A 23,279-nucleotide genomic window follows, 5' to 3' on the forward strand; every position below is an offset into this window, starting at 1 on the left:
AAAATCAAAATTTGTGTTGTAAAAATAGAGAATACTTTGGCACTACCCTGTTAAAACAAAGTGAGAATTGATAAAAAACCTATCTTTGCTAAAATTTTTAAGCATGCAATTCCTAGTATATGTTTTAATATACCCCCTTTTGTGGTTTATTTCCATACTACCATTTCCGGTGTTTTACTTTATTTCTGACTGTATTTGCTTTTTTATGTATCGAATTATTGGGTATCGTAAAAAAACCGTTCGGAAAAACTTGGCATTGGCACTCCCACACCATAGCCATTCTGAACGCCTAATAATTGAAAAAAAATTTTACAGCCATCTCTGTGATTTATTCATGGAAATGATAAAAACTTTATCCATATCAGAATCGGAAATGGATAAACGATTTGTAATTCGTAATTTGGACATAATGAAAGAAGCCGAAGCAAAAGGTAAAAGCATAGCTCTATTAACAAGTCATTATGCCAGTTATGAATGGTCAATTTCCATTAACAAGCATTTGGCCTATGATTCTTTTGCGATATATAAAAAAATTGCCAATCCCCATTTTGATAAATTGGTAAAAAAAATACGAGCTAAGTTTGGTGCCCAACTCATTACAACCAAAGAAACAATTCCAACAATAGAAGAGAATTATAAAAACAACAAACTTGGTATTTACGGATTTGCCAGTGATCAGTCGCCTAAAATATCTAGAGCTTTCCATTGGGGAAACTTTTTTGGCGAATCGACACCGCTTCAAACCGGAGCAGAAATGTTAGCCAAAAAATTTGATATGTGTATGGTTTTCATGCACATTCGAAAAGTTAAAAGAGGTTTTTACGAAGTTGAATTTGAATGGCTTTCTGAAGATCCCAAAACTGTTCCTGATTTCAAAATTACAGAACTTTTCATGAAAAAAGTTGAAAATCAAATTCTTGAAGCCCCCGAATTTTATTTATGGACACACAAAAGGTGGAAACACAAAAGGTCATCCCTTTAGTTAAACCATGCTTTAACCATTTCTTTTTCGCAAATAGTATCATTTTTATGATGAAAATTATTGGTTTTAGCATCATAAAAATAATCTTTACTCCATTCTTTGTGATGAAGGGCTACTTGCTTAATACTTTCACAAACAAGAGCAATTTCCTCTGTAGTTGTAGTTGGGTGTATAGACATTCTAATCCAACCCGGCTTTTTTATCAAATCTCCTGAAGTAATCTGACAAACCAAATCCTTAGAAGTTTGTTGATCTACATGCAATAAAAAATGACCATAGGTTCCGGCACAGCTGCAACCGCCACGAGTTTGAATTCCAAAACGGTCATTTAGCATTTTTACACCTAAATTGTAATGTAAATCATCTATATAAAAAGAAATAACGCCCAATCTGTTGCGGTGTTGCCCTGCTAATATTTTGATATTTTCAATAGAACTCAATGTCTCAAAAATATAATCAACCAACTCATGTTCACGATCTAAAATATTTTGAACTCCCATTTTTTCTTTCAACTGAATTGCTAGTGCTGTTTTAATTACTTGCAAAAATCCGGGAGTTCCTCCATCTTCCCTATCTTCAATATTGTCAATATACTTATGTTCGCCCCAAGGATTTGTCCAGCTAACGGTTCCCCCACCCGGACAATCAGGAACATTGTTTTTGTACAAATTTTGATTGAAAATTAAAACCCCGGAAGTTCCGGGTCCTCCTAAAAACTTATGTGGAGAAAAGAAAATAGCGTCCAAATAACTCTCCGAATCTTCCGGATGCATGTTAATAGTTACATAAGGTCCGGAACAGGCAAAATCTACAAAGCAAACACCGTTATTTTGATGCATCAGCTTAGCCACTTCATGGTAAGGGGTTTGGATACCCGTTACGTTGGAACATGAGGTTATGGAGGCTATTTTAAAAACCCGATCTTGGTATTTTTCGAGTAATTTTTGTAATTCATTAAGGCAAAACAATCCTTCAGAATTGGCTGGAATTACTTCTACATCTGCTATAGTTTCCAACCAAGAGGTTTGGTTGGAATGGTGTTCCATATGTGAAATAAAGACTATAGGTTTTAAAGCTTGGGGAATGGTAGTAAACTCCTTTAAATTTTCTGGAATTCGCAAACCTAATATACGCTGAAACTTATTTACCACTCCAGTCATTCCCGTACCATCGGTTATTAATACATCTTTAGAATTAGCATTAACATGTTTCTTTATGATACTACGGGCTTCGTGATAGGCTAAAGTCATAGCAGTTCCCGTTATGGTAGTCTCGGTATGAGTATTGGCTACAAAGGGTCCAAACTGTTGCATTAACTTTTCCTCTATTGAACGATATAATCTTCCACTTGCCGTCCAATCGGTATAAATAATTTTTTGCTTTCCAAATGGGGAAACAAACTCTTGATTAATCCCAATTATTTCTGACCGAAAAGCATCAAAATACTGTTCAAGTTGTGTTTTTGTAACTGTAGAGACCATGATTTATTTTTTGGTAAAAGTACAAATATTAATGTTTTAATTTCTGGCAACAATTTGATTGATTTCTTCAATAAATCGAACCGCCAAGGCATCGGCTTCATTTTGTGTTGGGGCTTCAGTGTAAATGCGAATAATGGGCTCTGTATTTGATTTTCGCAAATGAATCCATTCTGTTGGAAAATCAATTTTCACCCCATCAATTGTGGAAATTTGTTCGTTTGTATATTTATTGGTCATTGCTATCAGAATAGCATCCACATCAATTTCTGGAGTCAATTCAATTTTGTTTTTGCTCATGTAATAGTGTGGATACGAAGCACGAAGTTCGGCCACCGTTACATCCAAATTGGCTAAATGCGTTAAAAACAAAGCCACTCCCACCAAACTATCCCGACCATAGTGCGACTCCGGATAGATGATTCCACCATTACCTTCGCCACCAATAATAGCGTTTGTTGCTTTCATTAATTCTACCACATTTACTTCACCAACAGCACTAGCTTGATATTTTCCGTTGTGTTTTATGGTAATATCACGTAAAGCTCTAGAAGATGACATATTGGAAACCGTATTTCCGGGGGTTTTACTTAACACATAATCGGCTACGGCAACCAAAGTATATTCTTCTCCAAACATTTCGCCATCATTTGAAATAAAAGCCAAACGATCGACATCCGGGTCCACTACAATACCAAAATCGGCATTTTCTTTTACCACCAATTCGCAAATATCGCCTAAATGTTCTTTTAAGGGTTCTGGATTGTGTGGGAAATGTCCATTGGGTTCGCAGTATAATTTTACAACTTCTACGCCCATTTGCTCCAATAATTTGGGAATTATAATTCCACCCGAAGAATTGACTCCATCAACCACCACCTTAAATTTTCGTTTTGCAACTGCTTCGGCATCCACCAAAGGTAAATTTAAAACCTCATCAATGTGAATATCCATATAAGCATCATTCACGGTAATTTCTCCTAAACTATCTACATCCGAAAAATCAAATGCTTCATTTTCAGCAATTTCTAAAATCATAGCTCCTTCAGCACCGCTTAAAAATTCACCTTTTGCATTCAATAATTTCAACGCATTCCATTGTTTTGGATTGTGCGAAGCGGTTAAAATAATTCCACCATCTGCCTGTTCCAACGGTACCGCAATTTCTACTGTAGGCGTAGTTGAAAGTCCTAAATCGATTACATCTATTCCTAATCCAACCAGCGTATTCACTACTAAATTATGAATCATCGGACCGGAAATTCGGGCATCACGACCAATTACAACTTTAAGTTTCGAATCACGGTTTTCGGGTTGCGAGTTTTTTAAAAATGTTCCATATGCCGAGGCAAACTTTACTGCATCAACCGGGGTTAAGTTATCACCAACAGTACCTCCAATGGTACCTCTAATTCCGGATATCGATTTTATAAGTGTCATTACTCTACTCAAATTTTATGTTAGGGTTACAAAGATAAAGAATTGCAAATTTCTATTTCGGATTTAAAATTTAAAAAATACAGTATATTTTCTTAATTTAGGCAAATGAATTTTCTGGCACACATCTATCTTTCCGGTAAAAACGAACTGATACAACTTGGCAACTTTATGGCCGACGGCATTCGTGGTAACGATTATTTGAATTATCCCCCGGAAGTTCAAAAAGGAATTATTTTACATAGAGCTATTGATACCTTTACCGATGCTCATCCCATTTTTAGAAAAAGCAAACACCGATTGCATGAAAAATACGGACACTATTCCGGTGTCATCATCGATATTTTTTATGACCATTTTTTGGCAAAGAATTGGCAGCTTTATTCTAATGAATCCTTAGAAAAAGTAGCTCATGATTTTTATGAAAATTTACGCAAACATTATGACATCTTAACCGATCGAACCAAAGGAATGATGCCCTACATGATAGCCCGAAATTGGTTGGTAAGTTATGCTTCAATCGAAGGATTATCGATGATTTTATTTCAAATGGATCATCGAACCAAAAACCGAGTTGCTATGCATGAATCTATAAATGAACTTAAAGCATTTTATACCGAATTTGAAGAAGAATTCACCACTTTTTTTGATGAATTACAAATCCATTGCAACGAAAAATTAGCTTCTACATGAGAATTATTTATTGTCTTTTCATATTGCTTTTATTGGGATGCAAATCGGAGCAAACTATTATCCCAACCGGATTAGTTGCCAAAAAAGCTATGGTGGTTTCTGCAAGAGAAGAAGCCTCTAAAATTGGAATAGAAATTCTAAAAGAAGGCGGAAATGCTTTTGATGCGATGATTGCCACCGAATTAGCATTGGCCGTAGCCTATCCTTATGCCGGAAATATTGGCGGTGGCGGATTTATGGTGTATCGAAAAAATAATGGCGAAGTTGGAAGTTTAGATTACCGTGAAAAAGCTCCATTGGCCGCTACTTCAACTATGTTTTTGGATGAAAACGGAAATGTAATTAAAGGTTTAAGTACCGAATCTGCTAAAAGTGTGGGAGTTCCGGGAACGATTGCCGGCGTTTTTGCCGTGCATGAAAAATTTGGGACACTTCCCATAGAAACCATTTTAAAACCGGTAATTGAATTGGCCCGAAAAGGAGTTGTAGTAACCCAAAAACAAGAAGAACGATTGCACAAATATCGTGAAGCTATTGTTAAAGCAAACGGTGATAAAACCTTGTTTGCCAAAGTTTTTAAAGAAAAAGATACGATTCGCTATTTTGCTTTAGCCAATACGTTAGACCAAATAGCCAAAAACGGAAAAGATGAATTTTATAAAGGTGAAACGGCAAAAACTTTAGTCAATTATATTCAATCGAAAGGTGGAATAATTACACTTGAAGATTTAGAAAAATACGAAGCCGTTTGGCGGCAACCCATTACCTTTCAATACAAAGATTATAAACTCATTTCAATGGCTCCACCTAGCAGTGGTGGAATTACACTGGGTCAAATTTTAAAAATGATTGAGCCTTATAATGTTCAAACTTTGCAACACAATTCAGAAAAATACATTCAACTTTTGGTGGAAGTAGAACGTAGAGCTTATGCCGACAGAAATCACTATTTAGGCGATCCTGATTTTGTAAAAATTCCGAGTAAAGAACTATTGGATGATGTTTATTTAAAAAACAGAATGTCAACTTTTTCGTTTGAAGAAGCTACCAAATCTAATGAAATTTCACATGGAAACGTTCAATTTTCCGAAAGTACGGAAACTACACATTATTCAATTGTAGATCCATTTGGGAATGCTGTTTCTGCTACTACCACTATAAATGATGCCTATGGTTCAAAATTATATTGTGACGAATTAGGATTCTTTTTAAACAATGAAATGGATGATTTCTCAGCAAAACCCGGTGAACCTAATATGTTTGGACTAACGGGTTCCGAAACCAATAGCATTGCTCCTCAGAAAAGAATGTTGAGTTCGATGACACCAACCATTATTGAAAAAGAAGGAAAGCTTTTTATGGTGGTAGGAACTCCGGGAGGTTCAACCATCATCACTTCGGTTTTGCAGACGTTTTTAAATGTGGCCGAATTTAATATGAGTATGCAAGAAGCCGTAAATGCTCCTCGCTTTCATCACCAATGGTTGCCCGATGAAGTCATTTTTGAACCGGAAAGCTTTTCATCCGATTTGTTAGAATCGTTAAAAATGAAAAAATATCTCATCAATGAAAAAGGCACACCTATTCTCGGAAAAGTGGATGCTATTTTAGTCTTGCCGGATGGAAAATATGAAGGCGGTGCCGATAAAAGAGGTGATGATAAAGCCGTTGGTTTCTAATTAAATTTTAATTTTGTTTCGAAAAATAAGTCTATGCCGAACAGTAAAAAATCACCTTTTAAAAACGCTATCCGAAAAAATTTCAGAAGACTGGAAGGATTTATTTTTTACTTAAAATCATTTCTTACTCCTCGCCAATTTATTTATTTGGCTTGTTTTTTAGTAGGTATTTCTGCTGCAATTGCTGTAATTGTATTGAAAACATTTGCCCACTGGGTGTATATTTTTGCACAATACATTGATTCCATTTTGCATTTGCCATACAGTAACAGTACATTACCCATTATTGGAATTGTACTTACTGCAATTGTAGTTAAAAAAGTATTAGACGGTTCCATTGAAAAAGGGACTTCGCAAATCATGTACGCGGTAGCAAAAAAGTCAGGTATCCTACCTAAAAAACAAATGTATGCTCAAATTGTTACGAGTTCATTAACCGTCGGGATGGGTGGTTCGGCTGGATTGGAGTCGCCAATTACTATAACCGGAGCTGCGTTTGGCAGTAATTTTGCTCAAAATTATCGATTAAGTTATAAAGACAGAACGCTGCTTTTGGCGTGTGGTGTGGCTGCCGGAATTGCTGCTGCTTTTAACGCTCCCATTGCCGGAGTGCTTTTTGCTATTGAAGTGGTTTTAATGGATGTAAGCATCACAGCTTTTATTCCCATCATGATTTCGTCGGCAACAGGTGCGATTGTATCCACAATTTTGTTGAAAGATGAAATTTTATTTTCATTCAGTAAACAATTGAGTTTTGACTATCACAACTTGCCTTTTTATGTTTTGCTGGGTGTTTTCGCCGGATTTGTATCGATTAATTATGCTCGTACTTTTCGTAAAATTGAACATTATTTTGAAAAAATAAAGCTCAAACCCATTCGAAAAGCTTTATTTGGTGCGTTAATTTTAGCTGTATTGATTTTCTTTTTCCCAACTTTATTTGGTGAAGGATATGAAAGTATCAAAATATTAGCCAACTCCAATCCGCAACAAATATTAGACAATACAGTTTTGCAACATTTCAAAGAAAACAGTTGGATTTTGCTCCTTTTTGTTGGAGCTACTATGCTCATTAAAGTATATGCCACGAGTATTACCATTGGAAGTGGCGGAAACGGGGGCAACTTTGCTCCTTCCCTATTTGTGGGTTCGTATTTGGGTTTTGTAGTGGCTACATTTTTCAATCAAATAGGGTTTAAACTTCCGGTAAGTAATTTTACATTGGTAGGTATGGCCGGAATTTTAAGTGGTTTGTTTCATGCACCTCTTACTGCTATTTTCCTAATTGCTGAAATTACGAGTGGTTATAGTTTGATGGTCCCACTCATGGTGGTTTCGTCCATTAGCTTTGCTATTTCTAAACGCTATGAACCGTATTCATTTGATATAAAAAATTTAGCAGCTAAAGGTGATGTTTTTACCGAAGACAGAGACCGAAATATCCTCTCCGGAATTACACCATCCAATTTAATCCGGATGGATATTCAAACCTTGAAATTATCCAATTCATTAGAAGAATTGGTTCAGAAAATATCGAATTACAATCAATCTCTTTTTCCAATTGTCAATGACACTAATGAATTGATTGGTATTGTCAATTTTGAAGAAATTAGACCCTATTTATTCAATAGTTATAAAGTAAAATTTACGCCACTGCAGGATATCATGCGTCCACCAAAAGAGCAAATCAATTATGATGAAACCATGGATACTATCATGGAAAAATTTGATCGTTCGCAGGAAGAATTTCTACCGGTTTTAAAAAACAATCAAGTTATTGGATTGTTATCAAAATCCTCTATTTTAGAAGCTTATCGTGTTCGATTGAAAAATATGATTATCGAATAATTTCTTAATATCGGATAGAATGTTTTTTTTATCCAAACGATAATAGTATCTTTGTGGGGTTATGTGGAATATTGATACATCATACCGACCCGAATTTCAATCGACATTTGAACGATTGTATGATAAATTGGCTGTTTTACAACAAAGCAGACCACTTCCTGCTATTGCTTTACAAAAAATCAAAGAATCGTTAACTATCGAATGGACGTATAATTCAAATAGTATTGAAGGAAACACGTTAACTCTTCGTGAAACGCAAATGGTTTTACAAGAAGGAATAACCGTAAAAGGAAAATCGCTTCGGGAACATTTTGAAGCCAAAAACCATGAAAAAGCGATTGACTATTTGTATTCCTTAGTGCATGAAAATTATACTTTACGAAGTATTGATATTTTATCATTGCATGAATTGGTTTTGCGAATGATTGAAGATGAATTTGCCGGACGAATCAGAAATGGTGGTGTGCGATTTACAGGAGCCAATTTTGTTCCGCCAAATGCCAATAAAGTTTCTGATTTATTGGATGAGTTGATTGATTTTGTCAATACAAATCCACTTGGTTTGAATGATATTGAAATGGCAACTGTTTTTCATCATAAACTCGTTTGGATTCATCCTTTTTTTGATGGAAATGGAAGAACCGTTCGTTTAGCCATGAATTTATTATTGATGCGAAAAGGATTTCCGCCAGCTATTATTTTAAAAAATGATAGAAAGAAATATTACGAAGCACTCAATCAAGCCAATTCAGGCAATTATCAAAAATTGATGTTATTGATGAGTCAGGCTCTGGAAAGAACGTTGAATATCTACATCAGTTCCTTACCGGATAATGATTATGATTTTCAGGAGATATCTAATATTGTCAGTGAACCCAATGAATTGCCATACGGTCAGGAATACATCAGTTTGTTAGCCCGTCAGGGAAAAATTGATGCTCACAAAGAAGGTAGAAATTGGTTTACGACCAAGAAAGCCATTGAAGCATATATGGCGAATAGGAAACGGATGAGGTAGTTTTCAGTCACTCCCGAAAGCTTTCGGGATCAGTCGCAGTCTCAGTTAGCAGTATATCCTGCCTACTGAGACTGTTAACTGAGACTATTTAGATTTTTCCCCCACAAAATAATCATTTGTGCTTTTAAACAATACATTAAATGTAGTTAAACTACCGTAAATTCGTGTAATGTATTGTTGTAAATCTACTTTTTCGGCTTCATCTAAATTACTAGCGTTGATTTTTTGTTCCATTACTCTTAAACGGTCACGAACCATGATGATTTTATGAAAGAACGTATCGATGGGCACCTCTTTATTTTGTGTAGCTGTTCCCGGTTCTAAAATGAGTTTTCCGCCTTTCCATTTATCAGCTATCGGCACAATTTGAGACACATCTGACCATTTTTGCAATAAATTTTTTAAGGTTTTTTCCACTTCATAAAAACTTACCGAATCTACTTCGTCTTCCAATGCTTCAATAACTTCAAATTCGCTGTCAACGTCGATGGTTTCTAATCCGTTTTCAATAAAAGTTACCCAATAATGTTTGGAAGTTACATTGGTTACTACGCCTAAACCGTATTCGGCATGTTTAATTCTGGAACCGATTCCTAGTATTTTCATAATTCAAGTTTAACATTTAATTTTTTCAAAAATAGAAATTGTTTAACAAATTCTTCTTATCTGTCTGTATAAATCTTGCTGTTAAAATTGTAACTTTGCGTTTTGCGAAAAAATCATGCAACATTCAGACGAAACGATTGAAATAATTGGTGCTCGGGCTCACAACCTCAAAAACATTGATGTACGGATTCCCAGAGAAAAACTGGTGGTCATAACCGGACTTTCAGGTTCGGGAAAATCATCCTTGGCTTTTGATACCATTTATGCCGAAGGACAACGAAGATACATCGAAACTTTTTCGGCGTATGCCCGACAATTTTTGGGCGGATTAGAACGTCCGGATGTGGATAAAATTGACGGACTTTCACCTGTTATTGCCATCGAACAAAAAACAACCAGCAAAAGTCCACGATCAACGGTTGGAACCATTACCGAAATTTATGATTTCTTGCGTTTGTTGTTTGCCAGAGCCGGTGAGGCGTATAGTTACAACACGGGCGAAAAAATGGTTTCTTATTCAGATGAGCAAATCAAAGCCTTAATCATTGAAAATTTCAAAGGAAAACGCATCAATATTTTAGCTCCGGTTGTTCGCTCCCGTAAAGGTCATTATGCCGAATTATTTCAACAAATTGGCAAACAAGGCTTTGTGAAAGTTCGGGTTGATGGCGAGATTCAAGACATTGTTTCCGGTATGAAAATAGATCGTTACAAAACCCACGACATCGAAATTGTGATTGATCGCATGCAAATTGAATCCAATGAAGAAACGGATAAACGATTGACTGAAAGCATCAAAACAGCCATGCATCATGGCGATGATGTGATGATGGTTATTGAGCATGAGAGCCAAGAGGTGCGTTATTTCAGTAGAACATTGATGTGTCCAACTTCGGGAATTTCATATCCGAATCCGGAACCGAATAATTTTTCATTCAATTCGCCCAAAGGAGCTTGTGAATGTTGTAATGGTCTGGGAACCATCAATCAAATTAATTTGAAAAAAATTATTCCCAATCCCAAGTTAAGTATCAAACAAGGTGGATTTGCTCCGTTAGGTGAATACAAATCGAATTGGATTTTCAAACAATTGGAAACGATTGGCGAAAAATATGGTTTTAAATTGACCGATGCCGTTGAAACCATTTCGGAGGAAGCTATGGAAATGATTTTGAATGGCGGTAAAGAAAAATTCTCGGTAGAATCGAAAACATTGGGCATCACCAAAGAATATAAAATTGAATTTGAAGGGATTTCCAACTTCATCAAAAATCAATTTGACGAAAGCAGTTCTACTTCCATCAAACGTTGGGCGAAAGAATTTATGGATGAAATTGATTGTCCGGAATGTGAAGGTTCTCGTTTAAAAAAAGAAGCGTTGTATTTTAAAATCCATGAAAAAAATATTGCCGATTTGTCGCAAATGGATATTTCGGAATTGAATGAATGGTTTTTGAATTTAGACGAAAATTTATCCGACAAACAAAAAGCCATTGCGGTTGAAATTACAAAAGAAATTAAAGCCCGATTGCAATTTTTGTTGGATGTAGGGTTGAATTATTTATCATTGAACCGAAGTTCTAAATCCCTTTCGGGTGGTGAAGCCCAACGGATTCGATTGGCTACACAAATTGGTTCGCAACTGGTGGGTGTTTTGTATATTTTGGATGAACCGAGTATTGGTTTGCATCAAAGAGATAATGAACGATTGATTAATTCGTTAGAAAATTTGCGAGATATTGGCAATTCCGTTTTGGTGGTAGAACACGATAAAGACATGATTGAACGAGCCGATTGGGTTATCGATATTGGTCCGAAAGCCGGACGTTTTGGTGGAAGAATCATCAGCGAGGGAACACCACAACAATTGCTTTCTGAAACAACGACTACCGCTCAATACATGAGTGGCAAATTGAAAATTGAAGTTCCCAAAAAGCGTCGTGAAGGAAATGGAAAAGTGCTGAAATTATCGGGAGCTACCGGAAATAATTTGAAAAATGTAACCGTTGAATTTCCTTTGGGAAAACTCATTTGTGTGACCGGAGTTTCAGGAAGTGGTAAATCAACATTGATTAATGAAACCCTCTACCCTATTCTAAACGAACACTTTTTCAATGCGGTAAAAAAGCCACAACCGTTCAAAAAAATTGAAGGATTAGAACATATTGATAAGGTAATCGACATTGACCAAAGTCCGATTGGGAGAACACCACGCAGTAATCCGGCAACTTATACAGATGTATTTTCAGAAATCAGAAGTTTGTTTACGCAAACTCCCGAAGCGATGATTCGTGGATATAAAGCCGGTCGTTTCAGTTTTAATGTGGCCGGCGGAAGATGCGAAACGTGTGAAGGTTCAGGTGTTCGCACCATCGAAATGAGTTTCTTGCCGGATGTTTATGTAGAATGTGAAACCTGTATGGGCAAACGTTTTAATCGGGAAACATTGGAAATTCGTTACAAAGGAAAATCTATTTCAGATGTATTGAATATGACGGTGGATGAAGCGGTTGACTTTTTTGAAAACATTCCAAAAATCTATCGAAAAGTAAAAACGATTCAAGATGTTGGTTTGGGTTATATAACCTTAGGACAACAAAGCACAACCCTTTCGGGTGGCGAAGCCCAACGGATTAAATTGGCTACTGAATTATCGAAAAAAGATACGGGAAACACCTTTTACATTCTAGATGAACCCACAACCGGCTTACATTTTGAAGATATTCGGGTGTTGATGGAAGTCATAACTAAATTAGTAGACAAAGGCAATACCGTTTTGGTGATAGAACACAACATGGATGTTATCAAATTAGCCGATCATATTATTGATATTGGAATAGAAGGCGGAAAAGGCGGTGGCGAAATTGTTTGTAAAGGAACTCCGGAGGAAATTGTGAAAAACAAAAAGAGTTTAACGGCTCAATTCTTAAAAAAAGAACTATTTTAGCATGTTTGTTTAATTTTAAAAGAGAAGAAAAATGGCTGCAGACCAGTACGAAAACGAAGACCACAGAATACAAGAAAAATTCAAGCAAAAAACTTGGAATGAGATACGAACCAACGACTCTTGGGCGATTTTTAAAATCATGTCCGAGTTTGTGAATGGCTATGAAAGTATGGCTAGAATTGGGCCTTGTGTATCCATTTTTGGTTCGGCAAGAACAAAACCGGAAGATAAGTATTACCAATTAGCCGAACGCATTGCTTATAAAATCAGTAAAGCCGGATATGGTGTGATAACCGGTGGTGGCCCCGGAATTATGGAAGCCGGAAATAAAGGAGCTCATCGTGGAGAAGGAACTTCGGTGGGATTGAATATTGAATTGCCATTTGAGCAACATTTCAATCCGTATATCGATAAAGATAAAAACTTGAATTTTGATTATTTCTTTGTTCGCAAAGTTATGTTTGTGAAATATTCACAAGGATTTGTGGTGATGCCGGGAGGATTTGGAACATTAGATGAACTATTTGAAGCAGTAACCTTAATTCAAACGAAAAAGATTGGTAAATTCCCAATTATATTGGTTGGAACCGAATTTTGGTCCGGCTTATTGGATTGGATACAAACTGTTATGATTGACAAACAGAAAAATGCCAGTCCGGAAGATATGAATTTAATTAAAGTTGTAGATACGGAAGACGAAGTAGTGGCAGTACTTGATGCTTTCTATAAAAAATACAATTTGAGTCCGAATTTTTAAAAAGAAAACCACCTCCACAGGTGGTTTTTCTTTACTTAATAATTATTTTTTTAGTAACCGTTTGTTGATTGGATTCGATATTCATCAAATAAACACCCGGAGCTAAATTTAAAGGTAATTGGGTCATTCCGTTTATTTGAATATTTAGAACTTCGGTACCCGAAATTGAATAAATACGCACTTGAGCTTCTTGATCTAAACCGCTTATGGTAATAGAATCTTGGGTAGGAATAGGATATACTTTTACTTGATCTGCAATAGACACCTCATTAATATCTAACGGAGCAAACCATTGGTCGCCAAAACGGTTACCAAAAATATAATCTGCTAGTTGAGGATAATCAACAAATGGGTTTCGATTCATTTGCCAATTATAGATGTAGTTGTTTCGATTCATTTCAAAATCATCTGCCGGATCTGAAAAATTCCACACCAAAAGAGAAGCTAAATCTCCCATTTCAAACATTGTTGAATCCGGAGGATTTCCATTTACCAAGTTCAATCCATTGTAACGAACCGCCATATAAAATAGTGCTCGGGCTACATCACCTCTCCATGAACCTTGATTTCCGGGAGGTCCATTATAGTCGGAACCGTAATCTCTGTTATTACGTGAACTGTTTTCCTGACCGTCTTCGGCACGAATATGATAAGCATCAGAATGACCGGCTAAAATATCATTGGCATTAGTTGGTAACCAAATATTAATACCGTCGGCAAAAGAAGAAGTTCCATTTGCAAAACCTCCTCGAGATTGAGGCCAAATATGTTCTCTATTCCAAAATCCTACAATACTAGGACCGGTTTGATAATCCAATTTTGAACGCGGTTGTTCAACATACATTAACCAAACTTCGTTATTGTTCAACGGATTTTGATCGGCATTATTTAATATTTCTACTACATCTCCATAAGTATGAGCTCTTACTACATCCGGATTTGCAATTATATCTTGTAGAGCTTGTTTTAAAGCAGATCCTGAAAGTCCCTCTAAAGCGGCATAATAGCCTGCAGGAGCAGTACTGGTAACATTTCCAAAGGTTGGATTTAATGGAGTCCCGAAATTTAAAGTAGTAAAATTGACATCTCGTATACGTATTTTAACACTGTTATTCAACACTATAAAACCCTCAGGTAGAGAAGGAATAAAAACATTCATTACCTCATCACCATCATTAATTCCATCATTTAAAATCGTAATTTGGGTTGATGTTGTTGTCGTTCCTTGAGCAATTGTTAAAGAAGTATTACCCGTAAAATCTTGAGCGTTGAAAGTACCGTTGTTTAATTGCAATGTAAATGAAACATTTTGATTTACAGGAGAGTCTGATACAAAATTCAGAGTTAATGTACTCCCTTCATTTAGTGTTGTTGCACTTGGTTGAATTGAAATACCATTATAAATAATTCCGCTTCCGTCGTTATTCGCTCTGGGAGTTGGAGTTTTAACTTCATAGGTGCCATCATTCCGCCTTTGAATGGATTGCGTAGTGATTAAACCATTTGCATTTTCATTAATTTGGGCCGTTACACCCAATATTTGAATCAAACTAGTTGCTTGGGTATTATTGTTACCATGAACTAAAGCATCAATTAAATTTACATTGGTGGCAGGAGTAAAAGTGGGAAAATTATCAATGATATCTTGATAAATTGCCACAGCATCCGGTCCGTTTTGAATTGTGTTTTGTGGAAAAATAAATGATGGAGCCGGAGAAACACCGGCATTACCTAATAAAACGATACCATTACCATCAGTAACTAATCCGGCTAAATCTATAGCATAATAGCTCAATACACCGGTTCCGGAACCACCGTTAAAAAAAACAAGAATGTAACCGTCTAATGGAAAAAAGGGAGTTGCCGATTTAAGTTCAATAAATTCAGCCGTGTCAACGCCGGGTGTGTCTGCATCCAATTCATTTATAACTACTTGTGAATAAATAAATGAAGAAACAAAAAGACACAACCCTAGTAGTAAGGTTTTTGTCATTTCAGTATTTAGTTTGTACAAAAATACCGAATCGCCTTTAAATGAACTACTTTTTTAACATCAAACGCTGTAAGTTCGTGTTTTAGTAACGTTTTTTTAATATCTTTAAAATCTAAAAAGCAAAGTAGAGTGCCTCAAAAAAAATTACTTCCTATCTTTCTGTTTTTGATGAATCTAAGTCCGATTTTATTTTTCGGCCAACATCAAAATAAGTTGTTAGTTGAATTAGTTCCCGAACGAAAAACATTAACTGTTCAACAGGAAATCGTGTTTCACAATACTACCTCAGATACATTGAGTACCCTACTATTAAACGATTGGAATAATGCGTATAGTGCTAAAAACACCCCTTTAGCCAAACGTTTTTCTGATGAATTCATTCGAGCATTTCATCTTTCAAAACCACAAGAAAGAGGAAGCACCTATGGTATTACAATAATTGATGAAGAAAAATCTTTTTTAGATTGGTGTAGACCGGATAAACACCCGGACTTGATTGAATTAAGTTTACGTGAACCATTAAATCCGAATCAAAAAATAAAAATTAATTTAACCTATTTCTTAAAACTTCCCAAAGACCGATTTACAAAATACGGTTATTCGGAGACTCAAAATTACAACCTCAAATATTGGTATATTACCCCAGCTCGTTATGAAAATGGAGCTTTTTGTGCATACAGTAATCTTAATATTGATGATATTGCCAATGCACCCTGTGATTTTGAACTTACTTTTAAAACCCCATTGGGATGGAAATTGTTTTCCGATTTGGATGAACAAAAAGAAAGTTCAACTTCTAAAACCACAACGCATACTTTAGGAGGTAAAAATAGAGTTGACTTTTCATTGTTCTTGGAAAACCAAATCAGTTTTCAACGATTTAAAACCAATAAAATTGAGGTATTGACAAATCTTAAAGAAAACCGTCTTGACGACATTCAAAAAGCTATTGCTGTTGACAAAATCATTAAGTTTACCGATAGTCTAATTGGAATTTATCCGTATTCAAAAATAACCGTATCTCAAGCTGATTATGAAAAAAATCCCTTTTATGGTTTGAATCAGTTACCCGCATTTATCAGTCCATTTCCGGATACCTTTCTATTTGAAATTAAGTTTTTGAAAACCTATATCAATACTTTTTTAAAGAACAGTTTAAAATTAGATCCCAGAAAAGACAATTGGATTTACGATGCCATTCAAATCTACACCATGATGCACTATATTGACACCTATTATCCGGATGAAAAAATGATGGGGTCTCTGTCCAAACTTAAACTACTCAAGGGATATACCTTGATGCAAGTTAATTTTAACGAACAATACAGTTATTTTTACATGCTAATGGCACGTAAAAACTTGGATCAACCAATAGGCAATCCTAAAAATACCTTACTCAAGTTTAACGAACAAATTGCCGGAAAGTACAGAGCCGGATTGAGTTTGAAATATCTGGATAATTACTTAGGTGAACAAAAAGTACCTTTAGCCATTCAACAATTTTACTTTATAAACACGCAAAGAGAAAGCTCTCAAGATGAATTCAAACTCTTATTGGAAAAACAAGCAAATAAAAATTTAGACTGGTTTTTTAATACCATTATCAATTCCAGAAACATCATAGACTACAAATTCACCCAGCTAAAAAAATCCAACGATAGTATTCAATTTACCGTAAAAAACAGAACAGGTCATACTGTACCTATACCCATTTTTGGACTTCAAAAAAATCAAATCCAATTTAAAAAATGGTTAGAGAATGTGAGTTCAGACACAACATTAACCTTACCCAAAAAGGATATTGACAAATTGGTAATAAATTACAAAAATGAAGTTCCGGAATACAATTTGAGAAACAATTGGAAATCGTTAAATGGTTTTATATTTAAAAATCGCCCCATTCAACTGAATTTTTTAAAAGACTTGGAAAATCCGTATCGCAATCAAATTCTGTTTTTACCTACTCTGGAGTATAATTTATACAACGGACTCATGCCTGGAATGCGATTTCATAACAAGACCTTTTTAGATAAACCTCTCGTGTTTGATTTGAACCCGGCCTACTCTACCTTAACTCAAAAAATGATTGGTAGTTTTAGTTTATTAGCCAATGATTTTCGTAGAGAAAGCAATACATATCATGTACGATATTGGTTATCCGGCCAATTTTTTGACTATGCTCCCAATGCAAGTTATATGAAATTAAACCCCTCTGTTCTAATTAAAATAAGACCCGACAATGTAAGAGATAACAGAAAAGAACAACTTGTTTTTAGAGAAGTTATAGTCCATCGTGAAAAAACAGACTTAGAAGTTCCGGGGAAAGAAAATGAAAATTATGCCATTTTTAATGCCCGTTACCTAAATGTTCGAACCGAATTAACCAATCATGTATTGTTTAAAACCGATTTACAAATTGCCAATTCTTTTGGAAAACTAGGCATCGAAGCTGAATATAGAAAACTATTTACAGATAATCGACAAATCAATTTCAGATGGTTTGCCGGAAGTTTTTTGTATCGAAAAACAAACTCCGATTTTTTTAATTTTGCCTTAGATCGACCAACCGATTATTTATTTGATTATGCACTTTATGGAAGGTCGGAATCCAGCGGTATCTTTAGCCAACAATATATAGTTGCAGAAGGAGCATTTAAATCTAAACTCGAAAATCCATTTGCAAATCAATGGATGACTACTTTAAATACCAGTTTTAATATTTGGAATTGGATTGAAATTTATGGTGATGCCGGATTGGTAAAAAATGAAAACACACCAACTCGATTTGTGTATGACTCCGGAATCCGACTTAATCTCGTTACCGATTATTTTGAACTCTACTTTCCTGTTCATTCATCAAACGGTTGGGAAATGGGACAAAAAAATTACCAAGAACGGATTCGAATTATGATAACTTTAAATCCGGATGTCTTGGTAGGTTTGTTTACCCGAAAATGGTTATAAAGTAAAACCACAGATATAATTTTAAATTATTGTCATTATTTTGTCAGTTTTTTGAATCATTCTTTAATTAAACAGATTAAAACAAGTCGTTTTTTATCAATACAACAAAAGTATTTTTATTTATAATTTGCTTTTCTAACATCTTTTTATGTAAATTTGTTCAACTCAAGTTTTTAAACTATTATGATTGTACAAGATACAAAAGCTCCAATGACCTTTGAAGATTTTAAATCTGAAATTCTTCATGATTATAAAATAGCAATAACCAGTAGAGAATGCTCTTTATTAGGCCGAAAAGAAGTGCTAACCGGAAAAGCCAAGTTTGGTATTTTTGGTGACGGTAAAGAGGTTCCACAATTGGCTATGGCAAAAGCTTTTGAAAATGGAGATTTTCGCTCCGGATATTATAGAGATCAGACCTTTATGATGGCTATTGGGCAACTCACTATCCAACAGTTTTTTGCCGGTTTGTACGGACATACCGATTTACAACATGACCCTATGAGTGGAGGTCGTCAGATGGGTGGACACTTTGCCACTCATTCTTTGGATGAAAATGGAAATTGGAAAGACTTGACGCAACAAAAGAATTCAAGTGCAGATATATCTCCAACCGCAGGACAAATGCCCAGACTACTTGGTTTGGCTCAAGCATCAAAAATTTACAGAAACGTTTCTGTTTTACCTAAAAAAAATAAATTCTCTGAAAACGGAAATGAAATAGCGTGGGGAACTATTGGAAATGCCAGCACTTCTGAAGGGCTTTTTTTTGAAACCATAAATGCCGCTGGTGTATTACAAGTTCCCATGGTTATGAGTGTTTGGGATGATGAATATGGCATTTCTGTTCATGCCAAATATCAAACTACCAAAGAGAATATCTCAGAAATTTTGAAAGGTTTTCAACGTGATTCTCAAAACAAAGGCTACGAAATAATGACCGTATTGGGCTGGGATTATGCCGCTTTGGTTGGTACTTACCAAAGAGCAGCTCAAATAGCTAGAGAAGAACACATCCCTGTATTAATACACGTTCGTGAATTGACACAGCCGCAAGGACATTCAACTTCCGGAAGTCATGAGCGTTATAAAAATGAAGAGCGATTAGCTTGGGAAGCAGAATACGATTGTTTAGTTCAAATGAGATTGTGGATGATTGCCAACAACATTGCCACAGCAGAAGAAATTGACGAGATCAATAAAGAAACCAAAAAAGAAGTTTTAGAAGCAAAAAAAGCAGCTTGGACAGCATTTGTAGAACCGATAAAAAAAGAACAACAGGAATTAATATCGTTATTAGAATCTATTGCTTCAAGTAGTGTAAATCGTGTTTTTATACAAAAATTCAGTAATGATTTAAAAGAAATTAAAGAACCCATTCGTAAAGACTTACTAACAACCGCTAGAAAAGTTTTGAGAATGATAATAGGCGAATCCGGTCAATCTCAATTGGCCCAATGGATTCAAAATTATACCGCAACCATTCAACCGAAGTTTAGCTCTCATCTGTTTTCACAATCGCAAAACAATGTTTTAAGTGTTCAGGAAGTTACTCCGGTCTATGATGCTCAATCTGAGGAAGTAGATGCCCGTTTGGTACTTAGAGATAATTTTGATGCACTGTTTTCAAAATACCCGGAAACTCTCATTTTTGGTGAAGATTCCGGAACTATTGGCGATGTAAATCAAGGACTTGAAGGGATGCAAGAAAAATATGGCGAATTACGTGTTGCCGATGCTGGAATTAGAGAAGCCACAATTTTAGGTCAAGGAATTGGCTTGGCTATGCGAGGTTTACGACCCATAGCCGAAATCCAATATCTTGATTATTTGCTGTATGCCATCCAAATTATGAGCGACGATTTAGCAACACTCCAATACAGAACCGGCGGAAGACAAAAAGCCCCCTTAATCATTAGAACTAGAGGGCATCGTTTGGAAGGAATATGGCATTCCGGTTCGCCAATGGGTATGATTATCAATGCCATTAGAGGAATTCACGTACTTGTACCCCGAAATATGACCAAAGCTGCCGGATTTTACAATACGCTCTTAGAAACAGATGAACCGGCCTTAGTTATTGAATGTTTGAATGGATACCGGTTAAAGGAAAAGATGCCGGTTAACTTGGGAGCTTTTAAAACACCTATTGGGGTTGTAGAAACCTTAAAAAAAGGTACAGATATCACTGTGGTATCCTATGGTTCTACATTAAGACTTGTAGAACAAGCAGCTAAAGAGCTTTTGGAAATTGGTATTGATTGTGAAATTATTGATTTACAATCTCTACTCCCTTTTGACATAAATCATGACATCAAGAAAAGTTTAAGTAAAACAAATCGCTTATTGGTGGTAGATGAAGATGTACCTGGAGGGGCTTCTGCCTACATCTTACAACAAATTTTAGATGTCCAAGATGGTTATGATTATTTAGACAGTAAACCTCAAACTTTGGCTGCTCAACCTCACCGTCCTGCATATGGAACAGATGGTGATTATTTTTCAAAACCCTCTGCAGAAGATATTTATGAGAAAATTTATGCTATGATGCACGAAGCCAAACCCAACGAATATCCCAGTTTGTACTAAGAATAAAAAAACCGTTTTATAAAACGGTTTTTTTGTACCTTAGACATTTATAATGTATTATGCTATACCTCTTTTATTCTTACTTTTTATACAATTTACTAATTGGATGCTTGGGCTTTAGTCTGTATTACTATCGTAATGAGAAAAAAATTAACTCTATTCCAGAATTTGCCCTACTTATAATTTTCCCTGCATTGGGTTGGGGTTATTGGAATCACAAAAAATCCTTACGATTAAACCCTGAAGAAACCTATCCTTTAAAAGGACATATATGGAGAAGTTTGTTTCGCATTAATCTTTCTTACATGCTACTATTGGGTTTGCTACTCTTGTGGTATCTCTTGGTCCTGTTTGGATTAATTGATTCGGAATTGGCATCGCGACATACGCAACATGCAACTTTGGTGGGTTTCGATTTAATGATGGATGCATTTATAGGATTGGCATTAATGGCTTTTGCAGCCGGAATGCTACTGGGCTATTTTTGTTTGGCTTTCGTATTAGTTGGAATTCCTAAGATACAACTCAGTTCGATTAAAACTAACCCATAAAAATTACATCAATTTCTTAAAATAATTTTTCAAATGCACGTCGTTTTGCAGTGTAGGTGTAAAAATCTCTAAAATTTGAGGCTTGGAATGATCCGAGTAAAACAATTTCAATTTTTCTTCCAATTCAACAGCATGTGAAGCTTGAAGGTAGCCAAATCCATACATTTGGGCCAAATTAGAAGCAGTCAAACAATGTGAAGTTTCAAAAAAAGTAGTAAAAACTTCTGTTTCTTCATGACCGGGTAAAATTCTAAAAATCCCCCCTCCTCCATTATTTAAAACTATTATTTTAAAATGTTTGGGTATATATCTATTCCAAAGGGCATTACTGTCATAAAAGAAACTAATATCTCCGGTAATCAGTACAGTAGGCCGATTGGTTGATAATGCGGCACCAATGGCTGTTGAGGTAGAACCATCAATTCCGCTGGTACCTCTATTGCAAAAAACAGTTACTGCCTTGGGTATATCAAAAAGTTGGGCATAACGAATAGATGAACTGTTACTAATTTGAAGTTGACAATCCGGAAGATTATTCAAAAGTATTTGAAATGCTTTCAAATCAGAAAAAGGCAAATCTTTCAAATACAAATCGTGTTTAATTTTACGCCACTCTTTCAATAATTGACCCTGTTTTTGATAATTGCTATTGGTAAAAAGAGCATAGGGTAAAAATTGATTAAAAAATGTATTGGGAGTGGTTTTGAAATGATGACTTAATGCCCCAAATGTATCGTAAGCTCTTAAAGAATCAACATGCCAATGGTGCAAAGGTTTGTATTTTCTTAGGTACGATTTAATCCGTTTAGAAACAATCATTCCCCCAAAAGTAAGCAATACTTCCGGCTTGTAATTTTCAAAATCATCTTCGGTAAATGGGGTAATAAATGTATCAATATTATTTATAAAAGCAGGATGACTTAAATTGGATGTTGTTTCAGTCATTACTAAAACCGATGGGTCTTTGGCTAAATGCTCTATTACCGATTCGTCTAATGAATTGGGAAACAACGTCCCTACGAGAACTAACTTTTTTGAGGCTGCATTCCATACAGAGGAAGCCGCAAAAATATCTTCAAAAGGCACTTTGGGTGTGGTTCTATTGGCTACTGTAATTTGAGGATCTACCGCTAGATTTGAGACTGTCTCATACAAGGGTTCTTCAAAAGGTGCATTAATATGAACCGGGCCCAAAGAGACCAGTGCTGTATCAAAAGCTTGATTGATCTTCAAATCATTTGCTTCAGAATTATCTTCCGTTAAATTAGCATTAAAAAGGGTATGATTGGCCAACACATTTTCTTGGCGAATAGTTTGACCGTCGCCAATATCTATTTTAGAGGAAGGCCTATCAGCAGAAATAACTACAAGCGGAATTTGACTGTAAAAAGCTTCGGCTACAGCCGGGTAATAATTAAGAACTGCAGATCCTGAAGTACAAACCAAAACTACCGGCTTTTGGGTTTGTTGAGCTATTCCTAATCCAAAAAAAGCCGCACATCTTTCATCTGCTATGCTATAGCATTCAAAATCGGGATGTTGAGCAAAACCAAGAGTTAGAGGTGCGTTTCGGGAACCGGGTGATATAACAATATGCCGAATCCCTTTGGCATGACATATTTCGATTATGCTTTGTGCAAGCGGTATTTTAGGATATTTCATTAGCTGACTAACTGCATTTAAGTCAATGCTCGTATTAAAATACAAATTTACATCTTCAACCTTTAAAAATGAAGT

Annotated in this window: 15 protein-coding genes; 10 read left to right on the forward strand and 5 right to left on the reverse strand. The window is 35.6% G+C overall.

The genetic code is table 11. The features are described 5' to 3' along the window. Positions 1-103: 103 nt before the first annotated feature. Positions 104-982, forward strand: coding sequence for a lysophospholipid acyltransferase family protein (locus tag V7M80_RS02520; RefSeq protein ID WP_333693795.1), 879 nt, complete (start codon positions 104-106; stop codon positions 980-982). Here V7M80_RS02520 and V7M80_RS02525 read toward each other — a convergent pair. Then, the gene (locus V7M80_RS02525) at positions 979-2,463 is read right to left on the reverse strand and encodes an aminotransferase class V-fold PLP-dependent enzyme (RefSeq protein ID WP_333693796.1); all 1,485 of its coding nucleotides are present in this window, start codon (positions 2,461-2,463) and stop codon (positions 979-981) included. The two genes, V7M80_RS02520 and V7M80_RS02525, sit on opposite strands and share 4 nt — an antisense overlap. Before the next feature lie 36 nt (positions 2,464-2,499). Further along, positions 2,500-3,900 carry a phosphoglucosamine mutase gene (glmM, locus tag V7M80_RS02530; RefSeq protein ID WP_333693797.1) on the reverse strand — a complete coding sequence of 467 codons (1,401 nt, stop codon included), beginning with the start codon at positions 3,898-3,900 and terminating at the stop codon, positions 2,500-2,502. Between the two features lie 105 nt (positions 3,901-4,005). Here glmM and V7M80_RS02535 point away from each other — a divergent pair, with 105 nt between their 5' ends. The 4 genes from V7M80_RS02535 (at position 4,006) to V7M80_RS02550 (ending at position 9,135) form a co-directional block, all read left to right on the forward strand. Continuing rightward, a complete protein-coding gene (locus V7M80_RS02535; RefSeq protein ID WP_333693798.1) occupies positions 4,006-4,590 on the forward strand; it encodes an acyl carrier protein phosphodiesterase in 585 nt (194 codons plus the stop codon). Then, positions 4,587-6,269, forward strand: a complete 1,683-nt coding sequence (gene ggt, locus V7M80_RS02540) for a gamma-glutamyltransferase (RefSeq protein WP_333693799.1) — start codon at positions 4,587-4,589, stop codon at positions 6,267-6,269. Before V7M80_RS02535 ends, ggt begins: the two co-directional genes overlap by 4 nt. Before the next feature lie 33 nt (positions 6,270-6,302). Further along, a complete protein-coding gene (locus V7M80_RS02545) occupies positions 6,303-8,117 on the forward strand; it encodes a chloride channel protein (protein WP_333693800.1) in 1,815 nt (604 codons plus the stop codon). Positions 8,118-8,178: 61 nt separating this feature from the next. Continuing rightward, complete coding sequence (locus V7M80_RS02550; protein WP_333693802.1) at positions 8,179-9,135, forward strand: Fic family protein; 957 nt, start codon at positions 8,179-8,181, stop codon at positions 9,133-9,135. An 84-nt stretch (positions 9,136-9,219) separates the two neighbouring features. On the opposite strand, the gene V7M80_RS02555 is transcribed toward V7M80_RS02550, so the two are convergent. Beyond that, positions 9,220-9,741: a hypothetical protein gene (locus V7M80_RS02555; RefSeq protein WP_333693804.1), complete on the reverse strand. Its 522-nt coding sequence runs from the start codon at positions 9,739-9,741 to the stop codon at positions 9,220-9,222. Positions 9,742-9,856: 115 nt separating this feature from the next. On the opposite strand from V7M80_RS02555, the gene uvrA reads away from it, so the two are divergent. Both uvrA and V7M80_RS02565 read left to right on the forward strand, forming a co-directional pair. Then, positions 9,857-12,688: an excinuclease ABC subunit UvrA gene (uvrA, locus tag V7M80_RS02560; protein WP_333693805.1), complete on the forward strand. Its 2,832-nt coding sequence runs from the start codon at positions 9,857-9,859 to the stop codon at positions 12,686-12,688. Between the two features lie 31 nt (positions 12,689-12,719). After that, positions 12,720-13,445 carry a TIGR00730 family Rossman fold protein gene (locus tag V7M80_RS02565; RefSeq protein ID WP_333693807.1) on the forward strand — a complete coding sequence of 242 codons (726 nt, stop codon included), beginning with the start codon at positions 12,720-12,722 and terminating at the stop codon, positions 13,443-13,445. Positions 13,446-13,476: 31 nt separating this feature from the next. On the opposite strand, the gene V7M80_RS02570 is transcribed toward V7M80_RS02565, so the two are convergent. After that, positions 13,477-15,438 (reverse strand): endonuclease, encoded by a 1,962-nt coding sequence (locus V7M80_RS02570; RefSeq protein ID WP_333693809.1) that lies wholly within the window; start codon positions 15,436-15,438, stop codon positions 13,477-13,479. Positions 15,439-15,567: 129 nt separating this feature from the next. Here V7M80_RS02570 and V7M80_RS02575 point away from each other — a divergent pair, with 129 nt between their 5' ends. From V7M80_RS02575 to V7M80_RS02585, 3 genes are all read left to right on the forward strand, one after another. Further along, positions 15,568-18,402 carry an aminopeptidase gene (locus V7M80_RS02575; protein ID WP_333693810.1) on the forward strand — a complete coding sequence of 945 codons (2,835 nt, stop codon included), beginning with the start codon at positions 15,568-15,570 and terminating at the stop codon, positions 18,400-18,402. A 183-nt stretch (positions 18,403-18,585) separates the two neighbouring features. Further along, positions 18,586-20,991, forward strand: a complete 2,406-nt coding sequence (locus tag V7M80_RS02580; protein WP_333693812.1) for an alpha-ketoacid dehydrogenase subunit alpha/beta — start codon at positions 18,586-18,588, stop codon at positions 20,989-20,991. A gap of 59 nt (positions 20,992-21,050) precedes the next feature. After that, positions 21,051-21,542: a hypothetical protein gene (locus V7M80_RS02585; RefSeq protein ID WP_333693814.1), complete on the forward strand. Its 492-nt coding sequence runs from the start codon at positions 21,051-21,053 to the stop codon at positions 21,540-21,542. A gap of 3 nt (positions 21,543-21,545) precedes the next feature. Here the strand turns inward: V7M80_RS02585 and menD are convergent, their stop codons facing one another. Continuing rightward, complete coding sequence (menD, locus tag V7M80_RS02590; RefSeq protein WP_333693815.1) at positions 21,546-23,204, reverse strand: 2-succinyl-5-enolpyruvyl-6-hydroxy-3-cyclohexene-1-carboxylic-acid synthase; 1,659 nt, start codon at positions 23,202-23,204, stop codon at positions 21,546-21,548. Positions 23,205-23,279 lie beyond the last annotated feature (75 nt).

This window comes from Flavobacterium sp., from assembly GCF_036759525.1.
Classification (GTDB): domain Bacteria; phylum Bacteroidota; class Bacteroidia; order Flavobacteriales; family Flavobacteriaceae; genus Flavobacterium.